The sequence below is a fragment of the Sphingomonas sp. genome, from assembly GCF_019746015.1.
In the GTDB taxonomy this organism is placed as follows: Bacteria; Pseudomonadota; Alphaproteobacteria; order Sphingomonadales; family Sphingomonadaceae; genus Sphingomonas.
On record NZ_JAIESM010000039.1, the window covers coordinates 35980 to 55035 of the forward strand.

Below are 19056 nucleotides of genomic sequence, written 5' to 3' on the forward strand. Positions count from 1 at the left end.
CCCACCCGGCCTCCCACAAGATACTGCCGTTGGGAGGACGTCGGGGTCCCCACAAAGTAATACTTTTTGGGGTGCCCCGGGTGGGGGAGCGGGCTGGCACCGCACGGCTTTAGCCAAACCTAGCGCGCCGCCTTCCAGCCGCCGGCCAGCGTCACCTGCTGGAACGGGGCGAGCGCGCAGGTCGCGCCTTGCGGGCCGGGGCTGTTGTAGAACACGGTAATCAGGTCGCTGGCGCACAGCCGGTCGAGCGAGGTCGCATAGGAAAAGCCGCGCTGATAGCCAAGATCCGGGCAGGGCCGGGCCAGCGTGGCGCGGAACACGCGCCGGTCGCGCATCACGAAATCGATCACCTGGTCGCTGCGCACCACCGAATTGGCGATGGCCACGCGGCTGATGCACAGTTGCGGCTTGCCGACCGGGGTGGCCTCCGGGATCGGCCGGTCGGCGGCGGCCACAACCGGGGCGAGCAGCGCGGCGGCGAGCAAAGCGTGGTGCGGGCGGATGGGCAGGCGGATCATTCAACCTCCTTCGCGCGCGTTTCCTTTTTGGCGCGGGGCCGCTCGGCCGGGGCAGGCGTCTTCACCTTGAAGCCGCACAGATCGGCCACCGGGCAGCGCCAGCATTCGGGCGTGCGCGCCTTGCAGATATAGCGCCCGTGCAGGATCAGCCAATGGTGCGCGTGCAGCCGGAAGGGCTGGGGCGTGGCCTTGTCGAGCCGCAGCTCCACGGCCAGCGGCGTCTTGCCGCGTGCCAGCCCCGTGCGGTTGCACACGCGGAACAAATGCGTGTCGACGGCAAAGGTTTCCGCGCCGAACGCGACGTTCATCACCACATTGGCGGTCTTGCGGCCGACGCCGGGCAGCTGCTCCAGCGCGTCGCGGTCGGCCGGCACGTCGCCGCCATGCGCGTCGATCAGCGCCTGGCTGAGCGCAATCACGTTCTTCGCCTTGGCGTTGAACAGGCCGATCGTCTTGATATGCTCCTTCAGCCCCGCCTCGCCCAGCGCCAGCATCGCCTGGGGCGTCCACACCTGCTGGAACAGCGCCCGGGTCGCCTTGTTCACGCCAATGTCGGTCGCCTGTGCCGACAGCACCACCGCGACCAGCAGCTGATAGACATTGCCATAGGCAAGCTCGGTTTCGGGGTGCGGATTGGCGGCGGCCAGGCGCGCGTAAAACTCGACGATCTCAGCCTTTTTCACAGGTCGAGCACCGCCCCCATGGTGTATCGCCCGGCCGGTTTCCCCGCCAGCCACAGCGCAGCGGTGATGGCGCCGTGGGCGAAGATCGCGCGGCTTTCGGCGCGGTGGCCCAGCTCCAGCCGCTCGCCGGGGCCGGCAAACACCACCTGATGATCGCCCGCGACCGAGCCGCCGCGCAGCGAGGCGATGCCGATCGTCCCCTCCGCCCGATCTCCCGACAGCCCGGCCCGGCCGATGACCGAGGCATCGGCCAGCGTCATCCCCCGCCCGGCGGCGGCCGCCTCGCCCAGCAGCAGCGCGGTGCCCGAGGGGGCGTCCACCTTGGCGCGGTGGTGCATCTCGACAATCTCGATGTCCCAGGCCGGCCCCAGCCGCGCCGCCGCCTCGCGCACCAGCCGCGCGAGCAGGGTGACGCCGAGCGACGTATTGCCGGTCTGCAGCACGGCAATCTCGCGCGCGGCATCGTCGATCATCGCATGGTCGGCAGCGGACAGCCCGGTGGTGCCGATCAGGATCGGCGTGCCGGCGGCGCGCGCGGCGGCGAGATTGGCGGGGAGCGCGGCGGGCACGGTGAAATCAACCAGCACATCGGCCGCGCGGGCCAGCGGCCCCGGATCGCCGCCGGCATCGATGCCGCCGGCCAGCCGCGCGCCATGGTCGATCAGCGCGTCGGCAATTGCCTGCCCCATGCGCCCGGCACAGCCCAGAATCCCGATCGCGGTCATCACCCTCTCCTCCCCGCGCCGCATGGCAGATGGCGGCCGCGCGGGCAATCGGCTAGCACCCTGGCCATGGCCGACCATCCATCGATCGTCATCCTGACCGGCGCCGGCATTTCCGCCGAGAGCGGCATTGCCACGTTCCGTGGCCCCGGCGGGCTGTGGGAGGGGCATAGGGTGGAGGATGTTTGCACGCCCGAAGCGCTGGCGCGCGACCCGGCGCTGGTGCACCGTTTCTATGATCTGCGGCGCGCGGCGCTGACCGGGGTGGCGCCAAATGCGGCACATGCAGCACTCGCCCGGCTGGACGCGGCATGGCCGGGCGAGTTGCTGATCGTGACGCAGAATGTCGATGATCTGCACGAGCGCGCCGGCGCGCGGCGGCTGTGCCACATGCATGGCGCGCTGCAATCGGCGCTGTGCGCGGCGTGCGGCGCGCGCCACGCCTGGCACGCCGCGCTGCCGCCGGGGAGCGTGTGCGGCGCCTGCCACGCGCCGGCGCTGCGCCCCGACATCGTGTTCTTCGGCGAAATTCCCTATCAGATGGACGTGATCGAGGCGGCGATTGCCGGGTGCGACCTGTTCGTGTCGATCGGCACGTCGGGCGCGGTCTATCCGGCGGCCGGTTTCGTGCGGATGGCGGCGTGGCACGGCGCGCGCACGCTGGAGCTGAACCTTGACCCGTCGGAGGGCAGCCGCTCTTTTGATGAAAACCGCCTGGGCCCGGCCAGCCAGCTGGTGCCGGCCTGGGTAGAGGAAATGCTGGGGAGGGGGGCGTGATCGATCCGCGCACGCCGGTGCTGGTCGGCGCCGGGCAGGTGACGGTGCACTGGAACGGGGAAGGCGACGCGCCCGATCCGGCGGGCCTGCGCGCACAGGCGGCGCGGGCCGCGCTGGCCGATGCGGGTCCGGGCGTCGCCGCGATCATCGACCGGGTGGTGACGGTGCGCACCATGGCCGATTCGGTGCCCGGCGCGCCGCAGCCCTTTGGCCGCTGCGCCAACCCGCCGGCGACGCTGGCCGCCGATCTGTCGCTCGGCGCGGCGCACCTGGTCCATTCGGCGGTCGGCGGCGATCAGCCCCAGGCGCTGGTGAACGAGGCGGCGGCCGCCATCCATGCCGGCGACGCGCGCGGCGTGCTGATCGCCGGCGGCGAGGCGACGGCGGCACTGAAGACGGCGCTCAAGCGGGGGCAGGCGCTCGACTGGTCGCGCGGTGCCGATGGCGCGCTGGAGGATCGCGGGCTGGGCGCGCCGCTCTTGTCCGATTATGAGCGCGCAAACGGGCTGGGCGCGCCGGTGCTCACCTATCCGCTGTTCGAGCAGGCCCTGCGCGGGCGCTGGGGGCTGTCGCGCGGGGGCCATGCCGCGCGGATGGCGGCGCTGTGGGCGGGCTATTCGCGGATTGCCGCCGCCAACCCCGACAGCCAGTTTCCCACCGAGCGCGGCGCCGATTTCCTGATGACGCCATCGGCGGAGAATTACCCGGTCGCCGACCCCTATCTGAAATGGCACGTCGCGCAGGATGCGGTGAACCAGGCCGCCGCGCTGGTGCTGGTGTCGACGGCCGAGGCCGACCGGCTGGGCATCGCGCACGCGGCCCGCGTCTATCTCCACGGCCATGCCGAGGTGGCGGACGCAACCCCCACCGCGCGGCCCGACCCGTCCCGCTCCCGCGCGATGGCGCTGGTGCTCGAACAGGCGCTGGCGGCTTCGGGCAGGCGCGCGGAGGAGATGGCGGCGATCGACCTGTACAGCTGCTTCCCTTGCGCGGTGCTGATCGCGGCGGAGGCGCTGGGCATCGATCCGCTTGCCGTGCCGACCACGGTGACTGGCGGGCTGCCCTTTTTCGGCGGCCCCGGGAACAGCTATTCGCTGCATGCGATTGCCACCATGGCGGCGCGGCTGCGCGCGGCGCCGGGCAGCTTTGGCCTGGTACTGGCCAATGGCGGCTTCCTGTCGAAACAGGCGGCCGGCGTCTATTCGACCAGCCCGCCCGCCGGCTGGGTGCCGCAGTCGAGCGCGGCGCTGGCGGCCGCGATCAACGCCGAGCCCGGCCCGCCGCTGGTGAGCGCCGATTGCACCGGGCGGGTGGAAAGCTATTCGGTCGGCTTTGACCGGGGCGTGCCGGCGCGCGGCTATGTGCTGGCGCGCACCGGCGATGGCGGCCGCGCGCTCGCCCGGGTCGCGCGCGATGATGCGGTGATGCTGCAGGCGCTGCTGGCGCACGATCCGCTGGGCGCGCCGGTCAGCATCGCCCGTGTCGAGGGGCGCAACATCGTGCGCCGGCTGGGGGACGCGGCGTGATTGCGGGCGACGGCCAGCCGATGCTGCGCGGGGTCAAGGTCGTTGATCTGACCAGCATCGTCTTTGGCCCCTATTGCACGCAGATTCTGGCCGATCTGGGCGCTGAGGTGGTGAAGGTGGAGGCGCCACCGGCGGGCGACGGCTTTCGCTATGCCGGCAAGTCGGCTGCCACGCGCGGCATGGGGCCGGGCTTTTTCGCGATCAACCGCGGCAAGCAATCGGTAGTGCTCGACCTCAAGACCGAGGATGATCAGGCGGTGATGCGCGCGCTGCTGGCGGAGGCCGACATCTTCGTGCTTAACGTGCGCGGCAAGGCGGCGGCGCGGCTGGGGCTGGATTATGACAGCGTCCGCGCGATCCGCCCCGACATCATCTATCTCCACTGTGTCGGCTTCGGGCAGGATGGCCCCTATGCCGATCTGCCCGCCTATGACGATGTCATCCAGGCGGCGAGCGGGGCGACCAGCCTGCTGCCCCGCGTCGATGGCGATCCGCGCCCGCGCTACATCCCGTCGCTGATCGCCGACAAGGTATCGGGGCTGCACGCCGCCTATGCGGCGATGGCCGCGCTCGTCCACCGGCTGCGCACGGGCGAGGGGCAGCGGGTGGAAGTGCCGATGCTGGAGGCGTTCACCAGCTTCATGCTGGTCGAGCATCTGGGCGGGCTGACCTTCGATCCGCCCAATGGCCCGGCCTGCTATGCCCGCCAGATCGACCCCAACCGCCAGCCGGTGGCGACCACCGACGGCTATGTCAGCATCGCCGCCTATACCGACCGCGACTGGCCCGCGCTGTTCCAGGCGCTGGGCGATGCCAGCGTGCTGGACGACCCGCGCCTGGCGACGCCGGCCGACCGGTTCCGCAACCTGGCGCTGCTCTATGCGGCGGCGGCGCGGCTGGCGGCCGGGCTGACCACTGCCGATCTGCTGGCGCGCTGCGCGGCGGCGGGCATTCCGGCGCAGGAGGCGCGCGACATCGCCACGATCATGGACGATGCGCATCTGGCCGCGACCGGCTTTTTCCAGCGCCGCACCCACCCGAGCGAAGGCGACTATGTCGAAATGCGCCAGCCGGTGCGCTTTGCCGCCGTCCCGCCCGCCGCGCCCGGCCCGCCGCCGGTGCTGGACGAACAGGGTGACGCGATCCGCGCCCGGCTCAGGCCGCGTCGATAACCCCGTCCTGCACGCGCCGGTCGACGCGCAGCTCAAAAATGTCGGGGCGCGAATAATGGCCGTCGCCGTCGAACGCGGCGAGCGCGCGGCCGATGGCGGTCAGGTCGAGTGACGCGGTCAGGATTGTTTCCTCGGCATCGGCCAGCGCCAGAATGCTGGCGTCGGGCGCGATGATCGCGCTGCCGCCGGTCTGCAGCTGCCCCTCGGGCATGCCCATGATCAGCGCCTCCGCCTCGGCATTGCCGCCGGCCAGCGCCAGCCCCTCCAGCACCTCGGCCCGGTCCTGAATGGTGCCGGCGGCGACCACGAAGCAGCGCCCCTCAAACGCATAATGCCGGCTGGCGAGCAGGTGAATGTCGCGCACCGTCGGCCAGGCGGCGACATGCACGCTCTCGCCGGCATGGTGGAGCGTTGCGCGCAACAGCGGCATCCAATGTTCCCAGCAGATCGCCTGGCCGATGCTGCCCCAGCCGGCATCGTGGACGGTCAGCGTCGCGCCGTCGCCACGCCCCCAGATCAGCCGTTCGCCATGGGTGGGCACCAGCTTGCGGTGCTTCATCGGCGGCTGGTGCGGGCGCAGCAGATATTGCGTGTTCTTGAGCGTGGCGCGCACCCGTTCATAGCCGCCGAACGACACGCACGCGCCGCTCGCATCGACCAGTGCCTGCAGCACCTCCAGCCGGGGATCGTCACCGCGCAGTGCCTGGTCGAGCAGGATCGCGTGCAGCGCCTGCGTGCCGGGCTGGTTCCACAGCGCCGCGCCGGGGGCCTCGTCCAGCCACAGCGGATAGCCGCCCAGAAACGTCTCGCCGAACGCCACCAGCTGCGCGCCGGTGTCGAGTGCCGCGCGCAGCTGCCCGGCCATGCGGGTGATGCCATGGCTGATGGCCAGCGGCACGGGGGCGGCCTGAACAATCGCTGCGTTGATCTGTGTCATTCCACCCAATCCAGTCCCATGTCGCGATAGACGCCGCGATCCTCGTCCCAATCCTCCTTCACCTTGACGTGAAGATAGAGGTGCACCGGGTGGCCAAGCAGCGCGGCAAGTTCTGCCCGCGCGCGGGCGCCGATTTCCCTGATCCGCGCGCCGCCCTTGCCCAGCATGATCGCGCGCTGGGTGGCGCGGGCGACCAGAATCTGCTGGTGGATTTCCACCGAGCCATCCTCGCGCTCGCTATATTTCTCGGTCTCGACCGTGCTGGCATAGGGCAGCTCGGCATGGAGCTGGAGATAGAGCTGCTCGCGCGTCACCTCGGCCGCCATCAGCCGCTCGGGCGCGTCGGAGGCCTGATCGGCGGGGAAATGCCATGGCCCCGCCGGCATTGCGGCGGCAAGCGCTGCCTTCAGCTCGGCCACGCCGTCGCCGGTGCCGGCGCTGACGAAGAAGGTTTCGGCAAAGGGCGTGGCCGCGTTCAGCCGCTCGGCATGGACGAGCAGGCGCGCCTTGTCGGCCAGGTCGACCTTGTTCAGGATCAGGAACTTGCGTTCGCGCCGCCCGGCCAGCCCCTCGGCAATCGGCATCACCTTGGGGCCAAGGCCGCCCTTGGCATCCACCACCAGCGCGATCACGTCCGCCCCTTCGGTGCCGCCCCAGGCCGCCGCCACCATTGCCCGGTCGAGCCGGCGGCGCGGATCGAAAATGCCGGGCGTGTCGACCAGCAGGATCTGCGTCTCCCCCTCCAGCGCGACGCCCATCAGCCGGGTGCGCGTGGTCTGCGCCTTGGGGCTGACGATCGCCACTTTCTGGCCGACCAGCGCGTTGACGAGCGTGGACTTGCCGGCATTGGGCGCGCCGACCACCGCGACCAGGCCGCAATGCTGGCTCATGCGCCGGCCTCCAGCCGGGCCAGCAGCGCGGCGGCGGCAGCGGTTTCGGCCTCCTGCTTGGAGCTGCCGGTGGCGACCGCGTCGGCCAGCTTGCCGATCGTCACCTGCACCGTGAAGCGCGGCGCGTGGGGTGGGCCGGCGCGTTCGATCACCGCATAATCGGGCAGGCGGCGGTTGTGCGCGGCGGCCCATTCCTGCAGCGCGGACTTGGGGTGCTGCGGCGCGCGCACCGCCGCCTCGACCCGGTCGCCCCACAGCCGCCGCACCGCATCGCGCGCGGCCGGCAGGCCATGGTCCAGATAAAGCGCGCCGATCAGCGCCTCCATCACGTCGCCCAGCACATTGTCGCTGTCGGCGGCGCCATCGTCGCGCGCCTGCTTGCCCAGCTTCAGCCAGGCGGCAACGCCGTGCGCGCGGGCAATCTCGGCGCACACGCTGCCGGTGACGAGCGCGTTCAGCCGCTTGGACAGCGCGCCCTCGCTTTCCGCCGGCCAGCGCTCATACAGCCACTCGGCCATCACCAGCCCCAGCACCCGGTCGCCCAGAAATTCCAGCCGCTCATAATGGTCGGGCGCATGGCTGCCATGCGTCAGCGCGCGCTCATAGCCCGGCAGCGCGGCGGGGGCGGTGCCCAGCAGATCGCCGAGCCAGTCGGCAAGCGTGCTCAAAAGCCCCTGCCCAGCCGCTGCCAGCGCGTGGCGCTGAACCAGGTCCAGGGCAGCAACAGGCTGGCGCTGCCATCGGTCGAATAGAACATGAAGAGCGCGCGCCCTTCCAGATTTTCCAGCGGGACATAGCCGATGCCCTGCCCGGCGACGGGGGGGAAGCGGCTGTCGGCGCTGTCGTCACGATTGTCGCCCATCATGAACACATGGCCCCCCGGCACATGGAAGACGGGGGTGTTGTCGGCCAGACTCGGCCCCCGGTCGAGCACCGCATAGCTGACGCCGTTGGGCAGCGTTTCGCGATACTGGCGATAGCGGCAATAGGCCTTGCCCTTCACCTGCTCCTGAAACGCTGCGGGGCAGTCCTTCTCCGAATAATTGGGCGTCAGCGGCAGCACGAAATCGGCCATCGGCACCTGCGGCACCGGGCGGCCGTTCAGGATGATCTGGCCGCTGACCATCTGGATGCTGTCACCGGGCAGGCCGATGACGCGCTTGATATAATCGTCGCGGTTGCCGGGCGGCGCCTTGAACACGGCGATGTCGCCGCGCGTCGGCATGCCCGGCAGCACGCGCCCGGGGATCAACGGCCAGCTGAACGGCAGGCTGTGCCGCGAATAGCCGTAATTCCATTTCGACACGAACAGATAGTCCCCCACCAGCAGCCGGGGCAGCATCGATTCGGACGGGATGACGAACGGCGACAGCAAGAAGCTGCGGAACAGCACGACAATCACCACCAGCCGGACCAGGAACCAGAGCAGGTCGCGCACTTCGGCAAAAAAGCCGGGGCGCGCGGCGGCCGGTGCGGGCGTGCCGGCGGGCGTGGGGGTGGCGGTGGCGGGGTCGTCCATCGCGCCGCCTTTGCGCCAGTGCCGCGCTGCCCGTCAAGCCGGGCGCCCGCGACGCCGGGGGTGGCGAGGGCGCGCGCCAACGGGTAGAGCGCGGCTCCACCGACCTGCGAAGAGGAACGCGATGGCGACGCCGGAACATGCCTGGGAATCGATCGAGCAGCTGGCCTGGCCCCGGCTGGAGGCGCTGTTCGCCAGTGACCCGGACCGGCTGAAGCGCTTTACGCTCGACGTGGCCGGGCTCCATTTCGACTGGTCCAAAACCCATCTGACGGCGGACATGGTGGCTGCGTTCGAGGGGCTGGCCCGCACGCAGGATCTGGCGGGCAAGCGCGCCGCGCTGTTTGCCGGCGACCCGATCAACCGCAGCGAGGGTCGCGCCGCCGAACACGGCGCCGAACGCGGCGAGGGCAGCGACGAAGCGGTGGCGCGCGCGGCAATGCTCCACGCCCGGATGCGCGCGCTGATCGACGCGATCGAGGCGGGCGCGCTCGGCCCCATTCGCCATGTGCTGCACATCGGCATTGGCGGATCGGCGCTGGGGCCGGCGCTGCTGGTCGATGCGCTGGGCCGCGACGACAGCCGGTACGAAGTGGCGGTCGTCTCCAACATCGACGCGCTCGCGCTGGAAGAGGCGTTCCGCCGGTTCGATCCGGCAGCGACGCTGGTGGTGGTGGCGTCGAAAACCTTCACCACAACCGAGACCCTGCTGAACGCCGACAGCGCGATGGCCTGGCTGGCGGAAGGGGGCGTCGCCGATCCGCATGGCCGCGTCGTCGCGCTGACCGCCGCGCCCGAACGCGCGGTCGGCTGGGGGGTAGACGACACCCGCGTGCTGCCCTTTGCCGAGTCGGTGGGCGGGCGCTATTCGCTGTGGTCGTCGATCGGCTTTCCGGCGGCGCTGGCGCTGGGCTGGGAAGCGTTCGAGGCGCTGCTCGACGGTGCGGCCGAGATGGACCGGCATTTCCGCCTGGCCGCCTTCCACGAAAACGCGCCGGTGCTGGCGGCGGTGGCCGACCTTGCCTATGCGCAGGTCAAGCGCGCCGCCACCCGCGCGGTGTTCGCCTATGACGAGCGGCTGCGGCTGCTGCCGGCCTATCTGCAGCAGCTGGAAATGGAATCGAACGGCAAATCGGTGTCGGCCGATGGCACGCCGCTTGCCCGCCCCAGCGCGCCGGTGACGTGGGGCGGGGTGGGCACCGATGCGCAGCACGCGGTGTTCCAGCTGCTCCACCAGGGCACGCAGCTGGTGCCGGTCGAGTTCGTCGCGGTCGCCGAGCCCGGCGACATGCTGAACCCCGAACATCACCGCCAGCTGCTGCTCAACTGTTTCGCGCAAGGGGCTGCGCTGATGAAGGGGCGCAGGGCCGACGATCCGGCGCGCGCCTATGCCGGCGACCGGCCGTCGGCGACCATCCTGATCGACGCGCTGGAGCCGCGCAGCCTGGGTGCGCTGATCGCCTTTTACGAGCACCGCACCTTTGCCAATGCGGTGCTGCTGGGAATCAACCCGTTCGACCAGTTCGGCGTCGAGCTGGGCAAGGAAATGGCACGCGCCGCCGCCATGGGGGGGCTGGATTTCGACCCCTCCACCACCGACCTGATGGCACGCGCCTTTGCGATCAAGGATTTCTGATGAGCGATTTTGATTATGACCTGTTCGTCATCGGCGCGGGCTCGGGCGGGGTGCGTGCCGCGCGCATTGCCGCCGCGCACGGCGCCCGCGTGGCGATTGCCGAGGAATATCGCGTCGGCGGCACCTGCGTCATCCGCGGCTGCGTGCCCAAAAAGCTGCTCGTCTATGGCGCGCATTTTGCCGAGGATCTGGCCGACGCGCGCTGTTTCGGCTGGGACGTGCCCGAAACCCGGTTCGACTGGGCCAAGCTGCGCGACAATGTGCTGGCCGAGGTCGACCGGCTGAACCAGGCCTATACCAACACGCTCGACAGCCATGATGTGGAGATTTTCCACGAGCGCGCGACCATCACCGGCCCCCAGTCGGTGCGGCTGGCCGGCGGCCGCGACATCAGCGCGCGCGTGCTGCTGGTGGCGACCGGCGCGCACCCGCAGGTGCCCGATTTTCCGGGCAACGCGCATGGCATCACCTCCAACGAGGTGTTCCACCTGCCCGAACTGCCCGCCCGCGTGCTGATTGCCGGTGCGGGCTATATCGCCAATGAATTTGCCGGCATCTTCCACGAATTCGGCAGCAAGGTGACGCTGATCAACCGGTCCGACCAGATTTTGCGCGGCTATGACGAGCAGATCCGTGACCGGCTGCTGCAGATTTCGATGACCAAGGGCATCAACTTCCGCTTCAACGCGCGGCTGCTGGGCATCGAGAAGCTGGCGAGCGGGACGTTGCGGGTGGAGATGACCAACCATGACGCGATCGAGGTGGATTGCGTGCTGTTCGCCACCGGCCGCGTGCCCAACACGGCCGCCCTGGGGCTGGAGGCAGCCGGCGTCACCCTCAACGACGATGGCGCGATCGCAGTCGATGCCGACAGCCGCACCAGCTGCCCCAGCATCTATGCGGTGGGCGACGTGACCAACCGGGTGCAGCTGACCCCGGTCGCGATCCGTGAAGGCCATGCCTTTGCCGACACCGTGTTCGGCGGCAAGCCGTGGCGCGTCGACCATAGCTGCATCCCCAACGCCGTGTTCAGCCACCCGCCACTGGCCGGCGTCGGCTTGACCGAAAGCCAGGCCAAGCAGCGTTACGGGACGGTGAAGGTCTATACCTCAGACTTCCGCCCGATGAAGAATGTGCTGGCCGGCCGCAACGAGCGCGCGCTGTACAAGATGGTATGCGACGCCTCGACCGGGCGGATTCTGGGCATCCACATGATCGGGCCGGACTCCGCCGAAATCCTTCAGGCAGCGGCGGTCGCGGTGAAGGCGGGGCTGACCAAGGAAGCGTTCGACCAGACCGTGGCGCTCCACCCGACCATGGCGGAAGAGCTGGTGCTGCTGCGTTAGGGTTGGTTTCAGTTTCACGGAAACGGTGGCGGCGCCGGCCCACTCCCCCACCCGGCCACCCATAGAATACTGCCGTTGGGTGGCCGGGTGGGGGAGCGGGCTGGTGCCGCGTCAAAAAAGCCGAAAAAGACGCCAGCTTGGTTCGCGATCAGACCCGTCCGTCACCCCGGGCTTGACCCGGGGTCCCGCTGCCTTTGCGAGCGTGGAAAAAGCGGGACCCCGGATCAAGTCCGGGGTGACGGTGCGGGTGTGTGGCTCGTGCTGCGCTCCCCTCCCGCTTGCGGGAGGGGCCGGGGGTGGGCTGAGCCGGGTGGCCGAGAACAGGCCCACCCCAAACCCCTCCCGCAGGCGGGAGGGGCTTATCGTCTGGTCGGTGCGCGCCTATTTCTTCGGCTTGACGAACTTCAGCGTCATCCGGTCGCTTTCGCCGATCGCGGCATATTTGGCGCGGTCCTTGTCGCCTTCGGCATAGTTGGGCGGCAGCGTCCACACCCCCTTGGGATAGTCATGCGTGTCCTTGGGGTTGGCGTTTACATTGCTTTCGCCGGCCAGCTTGAACCCGGCCTTCTCCGCGTGCGCGATGACGCTGGAGCGCTTCATATAGCCGCTCTTCGCCTCGGTGATGCCGGTGGCGTTCTCGGGCAGGTGATGTTCGACCACGCCCAGCGTGCCGCCGGGCTTCAGCATGGCGAACATCTGGTCGAATGCGGCCTGGGTCTGGTCGGTCGCGCCGAAGCTCCAGTTGTGCACGTTGCGGAAGGTCAGCACGACATCGGCGGTGCCGGCCGGCACCCGGTCGGGCGCATCGGCCGAGGGAAAGGTGGCCCATTTGACCTTGCCATAGACATCGGGCTTGGCGGCGACCAGCTTGTTGACGCCGGCGCGCGCCCGCTCGCTGGGGGCGGCGGCATAATAGGTGCCCTTGGCGTGCAGATAGGGCGCCAGAATTTCGGTGTACCAGCCGCCGGCCGGCCAGATTTCCACCACCGTGTCGGTCGGCTTCACCCCGAAAAAGGCAAGCGTTTCGGCCGGGTGGCGATAGGCGTCGCGGGCCAGGTTGGCAGGGGTGCGGCTGGGCGCCTTGACGGCGGCGATCAGCGCCGCGCCGGGCTTGGGCGCGGGCGTGGTGGCGGCAATCACCAGCCCCGAAGCGGCAGCAGCGGCGAGCGCCACCGGCGCGGCGACCCGAAGGGCAGACAGATAACGCATGACGACTCCTTTGCGGCACGGCAGTAACCGGCGCACGTTGTGGCGGGAGGTGGCAGGCGATGCAAGCGGGGCTGTGGGCAGCGGCGGCGGGGAGCCTTGCGGTCGGGCTGATCGCCGGCTGGCGCGACTGGCGCCGCGTGCGCCGGCACGATCCCGACGCGGTCGGCCCGATCGACTGGGGCCTGGTGCAGGTGCTCGCGGTGCTGGCGGCCGTGGTTTGCACCGCGCTCGCGCTCAGGGCGGGGGGATAGCGTGTGGTCCCCAACCAAAGCCCCTCCCCTTCAGGGGAGGGGTTGGGGTGGGGCGTCTCTGCCGGTGTTGCGCCCTCGATATAGGCCCCACCTCCCAACCTCCTCCCCTGAAGGGGAGGAGGAGTGAGATCACCATGCCCAGGCGTGGCGGAAAAGGTGCTGCGAAACGCCGTTCAGATCACCGCGATCTTGTAATGGTGCCAGGCGAAGATGGCGGCGGCGCCGCGGTGCGGGCGCCACGGTTCGGCGAGCAGGCGGGTGGCTTTCTCCGTCGGGCGCGCGTCGAGCCCCAGGATGCGGCCCACCTCGATCTGCACCGCCAGGTCGCCCGCCGGCCAGATGTCCGCGCGCCCTTCGGCGAACAGCAGATAGATTTCGGCCGACCAGCGCCCGATGCCCTTCACCCGGGTGAGCGCGGCAATGGCGTCCTCGTCATCGGCGGGCAGCGCGGCCAGGTTCAGCGCGCCGCTCACCACTTCATCGGCCAGGCTTTTGGCATAGCCCGCTTTCTGTCGCGACAGCCCGGCGGCGCGCAGCGCGTCGTCGCTCGCGGCGGCAATGGTGGCCGGATCGGTCAGGTCGCCCACCGCCTCCAGCTTGCGCCAGATCGAGGCGGCGGCGGCCACGCTCACCTGCTGGCCGACGATCGTGCGCAGCAGCGTTTCATAGCCGCGGTCGCGCAGGCGCGGCTCGGGATAGCCCGCCCGGTCGAGCGCACGGGCAAAGGCCGGCTCGCACGCGGCCAGCGCATCCACCCCGGCGCGCAGCTTCTCCGCGCTCAGGCCCATTGCAAGCTTCCTTGATCAAGCGGGCGGCGCCGGGCTATGGCGGCCGCGCCATTTAGGGAGATTTTCATGCCGCAGCTTATCGTCGTGATGCGCAACGGGGAAGAACGGACTGTCACGGGCGAAGCTGGCCTTTCGGTGATGGAAGTCATCCGCGACGCCGGGATCGACGAGATTCTGGCGCTGTGCGGCGGCTGCTGCAGCTGCGCGACCTGCCATGTCCATGTCGATCCGGCGTTTGCGGCCAAATTGCCGGCGATCAGCCTGGACGAGAACGACCTGCTCGACAGCACCGCCGGCCGCGACGGCACCAGCCGCCTGTCGTGCCAGATCCCCTTCACCGACGCGCTCGATGGCCTGCGCGTGCGGATCGCCGAAGAAGACTGAGCGGCTAGAACGCTGGCAGCGGATTGAGGCGCAGCACCGCGCTCGGCGCGCTTTTGAGCGCGGGGGTGGCGCGCCACACCATGCGCTTGCGTCCGGCTGCGGTCTGCACGCCGCCTTCCTCATTCTGGCTGACGATCTCGGCATCGGTATCGAGCGTGAAGACGCCGTCCAGCTTGCTCGCGGCGTCGGCGCCGGCCATCGGCCCCATCTGGCTTACCTGCTTTGATCCCTCGGCGGCAAAGGCGGGCGCCTTCACGCGCACCGCGCCGCCGGGCCGCAATTCGACGGCGAGGAACGGAAAAATGACCTCGGCGTCGATGTTGTAAGGCCAGACAAAGGCGTGATCGAGCCGGCCGCGCACCGCATAATCGATCAGGAAGCGGCCGGCGCCCAGATACTGCACCTTGCGATAGCCCGGCTCGCGCGACAATGCGGTGGCAATCGCGGCATTCTGGCGTTCCTGATCGGCATCGGCGCCGGGATCGTCGGCCTGCGCGCTGGTGCGCTCGGCACGGGGGCTGTCGTCGGCCGGGCGCTTGCCGTCCTTGTCGTCAACCGGCTTCAGCTGCTTGCCCAGGTCAAGCGCGATCACTTCGCCCACATAAGTGAAGGCGAAGCTGCGATCGGCGTTGATGGTGAGCGTGGAGGTGAACTTGCCCGGCGTGAGCGCGCATGACGCAAGCACCAGCGGCAACAGCAGCAGCGCGACGGCTCTGGCGATGTATCGGGCGGGGCGGGCAATCATCGGCGATGCTCCCTTCGGGCTGAATTTCAGCGCGTCGCCACCGCATATAGCGCAATGGCGGCCGCGTTCGACACGTTCAGGCTTTCGATCTGCGCCGAAATCGGCAGGCGGGCCACCACGTCGCAATGCGCGGCGGTGTTCTGGCGCATGCCTTCGCCTTCCGCGCCCAGCACCAGGCAGGTCTTGCCGCCGCCCTTCACTGCCTCGGCCAGCGTTACCTTGCCCTCGCCGGCCAGGCCGATGCGCCAGAACTGCGCCTCGGCAATCTCGTCGAGCGCGCGGGCGAGATTGACCACGCGGACCCAGGGCACCACCTCCAGCGCGCCCGAAGCCGCGCGGGCGACCGTGCCCGATTCGGGTGGGCTGTGCCGGTCCTGCGTCACGATGCCCAGCGCGTCGAACGCGGCGGCCGAGCGCAGGATCGCGCCGACATTGTGCGGGTCGGTCACCTGATCGAGCACCAGCAGCGGGCGCGCGTCATCGGTGCCGTGACGCAGCAGATCGCCCAGCCAGATATCCTCCAGCGGATCAACCTCCGCCACCAGCCCCTGATGCGGCGCGTCGGCGGGCACCAGCCGGGCCAGATCGGCGACATCGGCATAGACCGTGGGCACATCGTCCGGCATCACGATCAGCGCGGCGGCCTCGCGCGTGATCCACAGCTTCCTCACCCGCCGCTCGGGATTGTCGAGCGCGGCATAGACTGCGTGGCGCCCCCAGAAGCGCGGCCGCTGCGGCGATCCGGCAGAGGGGCGGTGGCCCTTACGCGCCATGCCCGCCCCCGGCGTGCGGGGTGCCCGCCTCAGTCCTCATCATCGCCATAGGCATAGGGATCGGTGACGGCCGGCTTGGTGGGCAGCGGCGGGCGCGGCAGCGCTTTTTCGGCATTGGCGGCGTTCAGCAGGAACGAGGCGAGAATGGTCGCGCCCTGGCGCATGTCGTCGCCCTTCAGATGGTCGAACGTGTCGGCGCTGCTGTGGTGGACGCGGCTGTTATAGTCGAGCGGGTCCTGAATGAACTGGAAGCCCGGCACGCCGACCGCCTGCAGGAAATAATGGTCGGTGCCGCCGGTCTTCTGGATGACGACCGCGCTTGCCCCCATCGGGCCAAATGGCGCGAGCCATTCGCGGAAGATCGGCACCACTGCCGGGTTGTTCTCCGCATAGATGCCGCGCACCTTGCCCGAGCCATTGTCGAGATTGAAATAGGCGGCCAGCTCGCCCCAGCCGGGCTTGGGCGTGATCGGCCAGCGCTGGCCCCAGCCATAGAAGCGCGCCAGGCCCGTCTGCACCGGGTCGCTCGCCGAGCCGCGCGTGGCGATATGCTGTTCGATATAGGCCAGGCTGCCGAGCAGGCCCTGCTCCTCACCCGCCCACAGCGCAAAGCGGATGGTGCGCTTGGGCTTGAAGCCCGACGCGGCCAGAATCCGTGCCGCCTCCATCACCATCGCGGTGCCGGCGCCATTGTCGGCCGCACCGTCACCCGCCACCCAGCTGTCCAGATGCGCGCCGGCCATCACATAGCCGGCCTTGGGGTCGGTGCCGGGAATTTCGGCAATGATGTTATAGGCCTTGGTATCCGAATCGTCGAAACGGACGACGCTGTCGATCTCGATGGTGGGCGCCGCCCCTGCCTTGGCCAGGCGGGCAAGGCGGCGATAATCCTCGGCCGCCAGATCGATGCCGGGCAGCGAGGGGGTCTCGCCGACGCCGAACAGATAGCCCTCGCCATGCACCAGCTTGCCGTCGCGATAGCTTTGCTGGACCCAGGCCAGCGCACCCTCGGCCTTCAGAAAGGCGTCGAGCTTCTTGGCAAAGTCCAGCCGCTTCATCCGCCGGTCGGTGCCCTCGGGGTCATAGACCGGCTGCTGGAACTGGTCGAGCTTGGCGATGTCTTCGCCGGTCAGCCGCTGAAAGGGCGCGCGGCCAGGTTCAGAGCCGGTGCCGGGCCGCGTGATCATCACGATCTTGCCCTTCAGCTTGCCGCGCCACTTGTCGAAATCAGCCAGTTTGGCGATCGGCGCGACGATGACGGGCGCGCTCAGCGGGCCGTTGGTGGCCGGCGTCCACGCCACCGGAATCGCGGTCAGCTGCACCGGGCGCGGCGAGACCATCCGCACGCTCGACCGCTCGATCCACCAGCCGCGGCCAAACTCGAACCCTTCCTTGTGCACCGCGCTCAGGCCCCATTCGCGGAACTTGGCCTGGGTCCAGTCCTCGGCCTTGCGCATTGCCGGCGAGTTGGTCATGCGCGGGCCGATCACGTCGCTCAGATGCTCGACGATCGGCATCACCTGGCTGTGGTTGATGCCTTCGTCGATGATCTTCACCGTCGCGGTCCGGTCGCTCTGGGCGAGCGCAGGCGCGGCAATGACGATCGCAGCGGCGGTGAGTAACAGGCGCATATGGCAACTCTCCCTTATTTTGCCTGTGCGTTAAGCGGCGGCGGCGCGGCTGGCAAGCACTGGCATGGAGTGCCTGGCAGGGGGTGCGTGGTTGACAGGCGCGTGATCGCTCGGCATGGAGCCGCCTCGCTTTTGCAAGCGGCGCCGTGGAAGGGTGGCCGAGTGGTTAAAGGCAGCAGACTGTAAATCTGCCCGCGTGAGCGTACGCTGGTTCGAATCCAGCCCCTTCCACCATCGCTCCGCCGGGCGATTTTCTAAATCACCATATACAAAAACAGCGCGGACGCCGCTGCCATCACCAGCGTCGCGGCCCAGCCGAGCGCGGTCTGCCATGGCCCCAGCGTCAGCCGGCCCATCGCCCGCGGGTTGCGCGCGATCAGCATCATCATCGCCATCAGCGGTGCGGCGAGCACCCCGTTGACGACCGCTGCCCAGTAAAGCGCGCGCGCCGGGTCCACGCCCACCGTCTGCAGCGCGGCCCCGGCCAGCGTCGTCGCGGCGATGGTGCCATAGAAGAGCCGCGCATCGCGCAGCCGCGCGTCAAGGCTGCCCGACAGCCCGACCATCTCCACCATCGCATAGGCCGCCGATCCCGCCAGCACCGGCACCGCCAGCAGCCCGGTGCCGATGATGCCAAGCGCAAACAACGCGAAGGCCAGATCGCCCGCAATCGGCCGCAGCGCCTGCGCGGCATCGGCCGAGGTCGCGATATCGCGGATGCCGTGCGCATGGAGTGTCGCGGCGGTGGCGAACACGATCGCCAGCGACACCAGGGTGCTGAACCCCATGCCGACCAGCGTGTCCGTGCGGATGCGGCGCATCTCCGCCGGCGCGTCGGCGGGGGTGACGCACAAGGGCTTGGCATGGTGGCGGTGCTGCTCCTCAATCTCCTGCGCTGCCTGCCAGAAAAACAGATAGGGGCTGATCGTGGTACCCAGGATGGCGACGAGCGCGGTCGCATAGGCCGCGTTCCAGCGGATATCGGGCACCACCAGCGAGGCCAGCGCCTGCCCCCAGGGCACGCCCGCCACCATCACCACCGCGACATAGGTGAACAGTGACAGCGTCGTCCATTTGAGCAGTTCGGCATAGCGGCGATAGCTGAGCGCCACTTCGGCGATGACGCAGACGATACCGAACAGCAGCGTATAGAGCGCCGCATTGCCCCCCGCGATCAGCGCGAGCGCGGCGCCCATCGCGGCGAGATCCGCCCCCAGATTGACGATGTTGGCGACCAGCAGCAGCGCGACCATCGCCACCAGCACGGCGCGCGGGTAATGCCGGCGCAGGTTGCGCGCGATGCCGGCGCCCGTCACCCGCCCGATTTCGGCCGCGACCAGCTGGATCGCCACCATCAGTGGAAAGCTGAGCACGAAGGTCCAGGACAGGGCATAGCCGAATTCGGCGCCGACCTGGCTGTGCGTGCCAATGCCGCTGGGGTCGTCATCGGCCGCCCCGGTGACGAGGCCCGGGCCGAGCGCGCGCAGCCATTGGCCAAGGCCTGATCGATTCCGCGCCGCCATGGCCCATGGTGCGGCGGGCGCTGCGCGTG

At 69.5% G+C, this 19056-nt stretch carries 20 protein-coding genes and 1 tRNA gene; 8 read left to right on the forward strand and 13 right to left on the reverse strand.

Annotation, left to right across the window (positions count from 1 at the left end; genetic code table 11):
* Window positions 1-119: 119 nt before the first annotated feature.
* The 3 genes from K2Y03_RS06560 to dapB are packed head-to-tail and all read right to left on the reverse strand — an operon-like array spanning window position 120 to window position 1926.
* Window positions 120-518 (reverse strand): hypothetical protein, encoded by a 399-nt coding sequence (locus K2Y03_RS06560; protein ID WP_294089376.1) that lies wholly within the window; start codon window positions 516-518, stop codon window positions 120-122.
* Window positions 515-1201 (reverse strand): endonuclease III, encoded by a 687-nt coding sequence (gene nth, locus K2Y03_RS06565; RefSeq protein ID WP_294089377.1) that lies wholly within the window; start codon window positions 1199-1201, stop codon window positions 515-517. The genes K2Y03_RS06560 and nth overlap by 4 nt, the downstream gene beginning before the upstream one ends.
* Window positions 1198-1926 carry a 4-hydroxy-tetrahydrodipicolinate reductase gene (gene dapB, locus K2Y03_RS06570; RefSeq protein ID WP_294089381.1) on the reverse strand — a complete coding sequence of 243 codons (729 nt, stop codon included), beginning with the start codon at window positions 1924-1926 and terminating at the stop codon, window positions 1198-1200. Before dapB ends, nth begins: the two co-directional genes overlap by 4 nt.
* A gap of 66 nt (window positions 1927-1992) precedes the next feature.
* Here dapB and K2Y03_RS06575 point away from each other — a divergent pair, with 66 nt between their 5' ends.
* From K2Y03_RS06575 to K2Y03_RS06585, 3 genes are read left to right on the forward strand one after another with little or no spacing between them, the layout of a single operon-like run.
* A complete protein-coding gene (locus tag K2Y03_RS06575; protein WP_294089383.1) occupies window positions 1993-2700 on the forward strand; it encodes an NAD-dependent deacylase in 708 nt (235 codons plus the stop codon).
* Entirely contained in the window at window positions 2697-4226 is a 1530-nt protein-coding gene (locus tag K2Y03_RS06580) for a hypothetical protein (RefSeq protein ID WP_294089385.1), read from the forward strand. The genes K2Y03_RS06575 and K2Y03_RS06580 overlap by 4 nt, the downstream gene beginning before the upstream one ends.
* On the forward strand, window positions 4223-5398 hold the full coding sequence (locus K2Y03_RS06585) for a CoA transferase (protein ID WP_294089387.1): 1176 nt from the start codon (window positions 4223-4225) through the stop codon (window positions 5396-5398). Before K2Y03_RS06580 ends, K2Y03_RS06585 begins: the two co-directional genes overlap by 4 nt.
* On the opposite strand, the gene K2Y03_RS06590 is transcribed toward K2Y03_RS06585, so the two are convergent.
* From K2Y03_RS06590 to lepB, 4 genes are read right to left on the reverse strand one after another with little or no spacing between them, the layout of a single operon-like run.
* Window positions 5382-6335, reverse strand: a complete 954-nt coding sequence (locus K2Y03_RS06590) for a carbon-nitrogen hydrolase family protein (protein WP_294089389.1) — start codon at window positions 6333-6335, stop codon at window positions 5382-5384. The genes K2Y03_RS06585 and K2Y03_RS06590 overlap by 17 nt on opposite strands.
* On the reverse strand, window positions 6332-7225 hold the full coding sequence (era, locus tag K2Y03_RS06595; RefSeq protein ID WP_294089391.1) for a GTPase Era: 894 nt from the start codon (window positions 7223-7225) through the stop codon (window positions 6332-6334). Before era ends, K2Y03_RS06590 begins: the two co-directional genes overlap by 4 nt.
* The gene (rnc, locus tag K2Y03_RS06600; RefSeq protein WP_294089445.1) at window positions 7222-7863 is read right to left on the reverse strand and encodes a ribonuclease III; all 642 of its coding nucleotides are present in this window, start codon (window positions 7861-7863) and stop codon (window positions 7222-7224) included. The genes era and rnc overlap by 4 nt, the downstream gene beginning before the upstream one ends.
* Before the next feature lie 26 nt (window positions 7864-7889).
* Window positions 7890-8744, reverse strand: a complete 855-nt coding sequence (gene lepB, locus K2Y03_RS06605; protein ID WP_294089393.1) for a signal peptidase I — start codon at window positions 8742-8744, stop codon at window positions 7890-7892.
* A 121-nt stretch (window positions 8745-8865) separates the two neighbouring features.
* Between lepB and pgi the strand changes: the two genes are divergently transcribed.
* Window positions 8866-10377 (forward strand): glucose-6-phosphate isomerase, encoded by a 1512-nt coding sequence (gene pgi, locus K2Y03_RS06610; RefSeq protein WP_294089397.1) that lies wholly within the window; start codon window positions 8866-8868, stop codon window positions 10375-10377.
* On the forward strand, window positions 10377-11723 hold the full coding sequence (gene gorA, locus K2Y03_RS06615) for a glutathione-disulfide reductase (protein ID WP_294089401.1): 1347 nt from the start codon (window positions 10377-10379) through the stop codon (window positions 11721-11723). The genes pgi and gorA overlap by 1 nt, the downstream gene beginning before the upstream one ends.
* A 381-nt stretch (window positions 11724-12104) precedes the next feature.
* Here gorA and K2Y03_RS06620 read toward each other — a convergent pair whose 3' ends face one another.
* Window positions 12105-12932: a methyltransferase type 11 gene (locus K2Y03_RS06620; protein ID WP_294089404.1), complete on the reverse strand. Its 828-nt coding sequence runs from the start codon at window positions 12930-12932 to the stop codon at window positions 12105-12107.
* 59 nt (window positions 12933-12991) lie between these two features.
* Here K2Y03_RS06620 and K2Y03_RS06625 point away from each other — a divergent pair, with 59 nt between their 5' ends.
* A complete protein-coding gene (locus K2Y03_RS06625) occupies window positions 12992-13183 on the forward strand; it encodes a hypothetical protein (RefSeq protein WP_294089409.1) in 192 nt (63 codons plus the stop codon).
* 173 nt (window positions 13184-13356) lie between these two features.
* On the opposite strand, the gene K2Y03_RS06630 is transcribed toward K2Y03_RS06625, so the two are convergent.
* Window positions 13357-13971, reverse strand: a complete 615-nt coding sequence (locus tag K2Y03_RS06630) for a DNA-3-methyladenine glycosylase 2 family protein (protein WP_294089411.1) — start codon at window positions 13969-13971, stop codon at window positions 13357-13359.
* 66 nt (window positions 13972-14037) lie between these two features.
* On the opposite strand from K2Y03_RS06630, the gene K2Y03_RS06635 reads away from it, so the two are divergent.
* Window positions 14038-14355: a 2Fe-2S iron-sulfur cluster-binding protein gene (locus K2Y03_RS06635; protein ID WP_294089413.1), complete on the forward strand. Its 318-nt coding sequence runs from the start codon at window positions 14038-14040 to the stop codon at window positions 14353-14355.
* Between the two features lie 4 nt (window positions 14356-14359).
* Here K2Y03_RS06635 and K2Y03_RS06640 read toward each other — a convergent pair whose 3' ends face one another.
* The 3 genes from K2Y03_RS06640 to K2Y03_RS06650 are packed head-to-tail and all read right to left on the reverse strand — an operon-like array spanning window position 14360 to window position 17504.
* Window positions 14360-15100, reverse strand: coding sequence for a hypothetical protein (locus K2Y03_RS06640; RefSeq protein WP_294089414.1), 741 nt, complete (start codon window positions 15098-15100; stop codon window positions 14360-14362).
* 26 nt (window positions 15101-15126) lie between these two features.
* Window positions 15127-15873, reverse strand: a complete 747-nt coding sequence (gene rlmB / locus K2Y03_RS06645; protein WP_294089415.1) for a 23S rRNA (guanosine(2251)-2'-O)-methyltransferase RlmB — start codon at window positions 15871-15873, stop codon at window positions 15127-15129.
* A 29-nt stretch (window positions 15874-15902) separates the two neighbouring features.
* On the reverse strand, window positions 15903-17504 hold the full coding sequence (locus tag K2Y03_RS06650) for a M20/M25/M40 family metallo-hydrolase (RefSeq protein WP_294089418.1): 1602 nt from the start codon (window positions 17502-17504) through the stop codon (window positions 15903-15905).
* Window positions 17505-17652: 148 nt separating this feature from the next.
* On the opposite strand from K2Y03_RS06650, the gene K2Y03_RS06655 reads away from it, so the two are divergent.
* Window positions 17653-17738: transfer RNA gene (locus K2Y03_RS06655), tRNA-Tyr, on the forward strand.
* A gap of 20 nt (window positions 17739-17758) precedes the next feature.
* Here the strand turns inward: K2Y03_RS06655 and K2Y03_RS06660 are convergent.
* Window positions 17759-19027, reverse strand: a complete 1269-nt coding sequence (locus K2Y03_RS06660) for an NRAMP family divalent metal transporter (protein ID WP_294089421.1) — start codon at window positions 19025-19027, stop codon at window positions 17759-17761.
* Window positions 19028-19056 lie beyond the last annotated feature (29 nt).

Excerpts from the sequence above, each read along its gene's own strand:
- K2Y03_RS06560 (WP_294089376.1), bottom strand. The coding sequence starts at position 518 with ATGATCCGCCTGCCCATCCGCCCGCACCACGCTTTGCTCGCCGCCGCG.
- dapB (WP_294089381.1), bottom strand. The coding sequence starts at position 1,926 with ATGACCGCGATCGGGATTCTGGGCTGTGCCGGGCGCATGGGGCAGGCA.
- K2Y03_RS06575 (WP_294089383.1), top strand. The coding sequence starts at position 1,993 with ATGGCCGACCATCCATCGATCGTCATCCTGACCGGCGCCGGCATTTCC.
- K2Y03_RS06590 (WP_294089389.1), bottom strand. The coding sequence starts at position 6,335 with ATGACACAGATCAACGCAGCGATTGTTCAGGCCGCCCCCGTGCCGCTG.
- era (WP_294089391.1), bottom strand. The coding sequence starts at position 7,225 with ATGAGCCAGCATTGCGGCCTGGTCGCGGTGGTCGGCGCGCCCAATGCC.
- lepB (WP_294089393.1), bottom strand. The coding sequence starts at position 8,744 with ATGGACGACCCCGCCACCGCCACCCCCACGCCCGCCGGCACGCCCGCA.
- pgi (WP_294089397.1), top strand. The coding sequence starts at position 8,866 with ATGGCGACGCCGGAACATGCCTGGGAATCGATCGAGCAGCTGGCCTGG.
- gorA (WP_294089401.1), top strand. The coding sequence starts at position 10,377 with ATGAGCGATTTTGATTATGACCTGTTCGTCATCGGCGCGGGCTCGGGC.
- K2Y03_RS06620 (WP_294089404.1), bottom strand. The coding sequence starts at position 12,932 with ATGCGTTATCTGTCTGCCCTTCGGGTCGCCGCGCCGGTGGCGCTCGCC.
- K2Y03_RS06625 (WP_294089409.1), top strand. The coding sequence starts at position 12,992 with ATGCAAGCGGGGCTGTGGGCAGCGGCGGCGGGGAGCCTTGCGGTCGGG.
- K2Y03_RS06630 (WP_294089411.1), bottom strand. The coding sequence starts at position 13,971 with ATGGGCCTGAGCGCGGAGAAGCTGCGCGCCGGGGTGGATGCGCTGGCC.
- K2Y03_RS06635 (WP_294089413.1), top strand. The coding sequence starts at position 14,038 with ATGCCGCAGCTTATCGTCGTGATGCGCAACGGGGAAGAACGGACTGTC.
- K2Y03_RS06640 (WP_294089414.1), bottom strand. The coding sequence starts at position 15,100 with ATGATTGCCCGCCCCGCCCGATACATCGCCAGAGCCGTCGCGCTGCTG.
- rlmB (WP_294089415.1), bottom strand. The coding sequence starts at position 15,873 with ATGGCGCGTAAGGGCCACCGCCCCTCTGCCGGATCGCCGCAGCGGCCG.
- K2Y03_RS06650 (WP_294089418.1), bottom strand. The coding sequence starts at position 17,504 with ATGCGCCTGTTACTCACCGCCGCTGCGATCGTCATTGCCGCGCCTGCG.
- K2Y03_RS06660 (WP_294089421.1), bottom strand. The coding sequence starts at position 19,027 with ATGGCGGCGCGGAATCGATCAGGCCTTGGCCAATGGCTGCGCGCGCTC.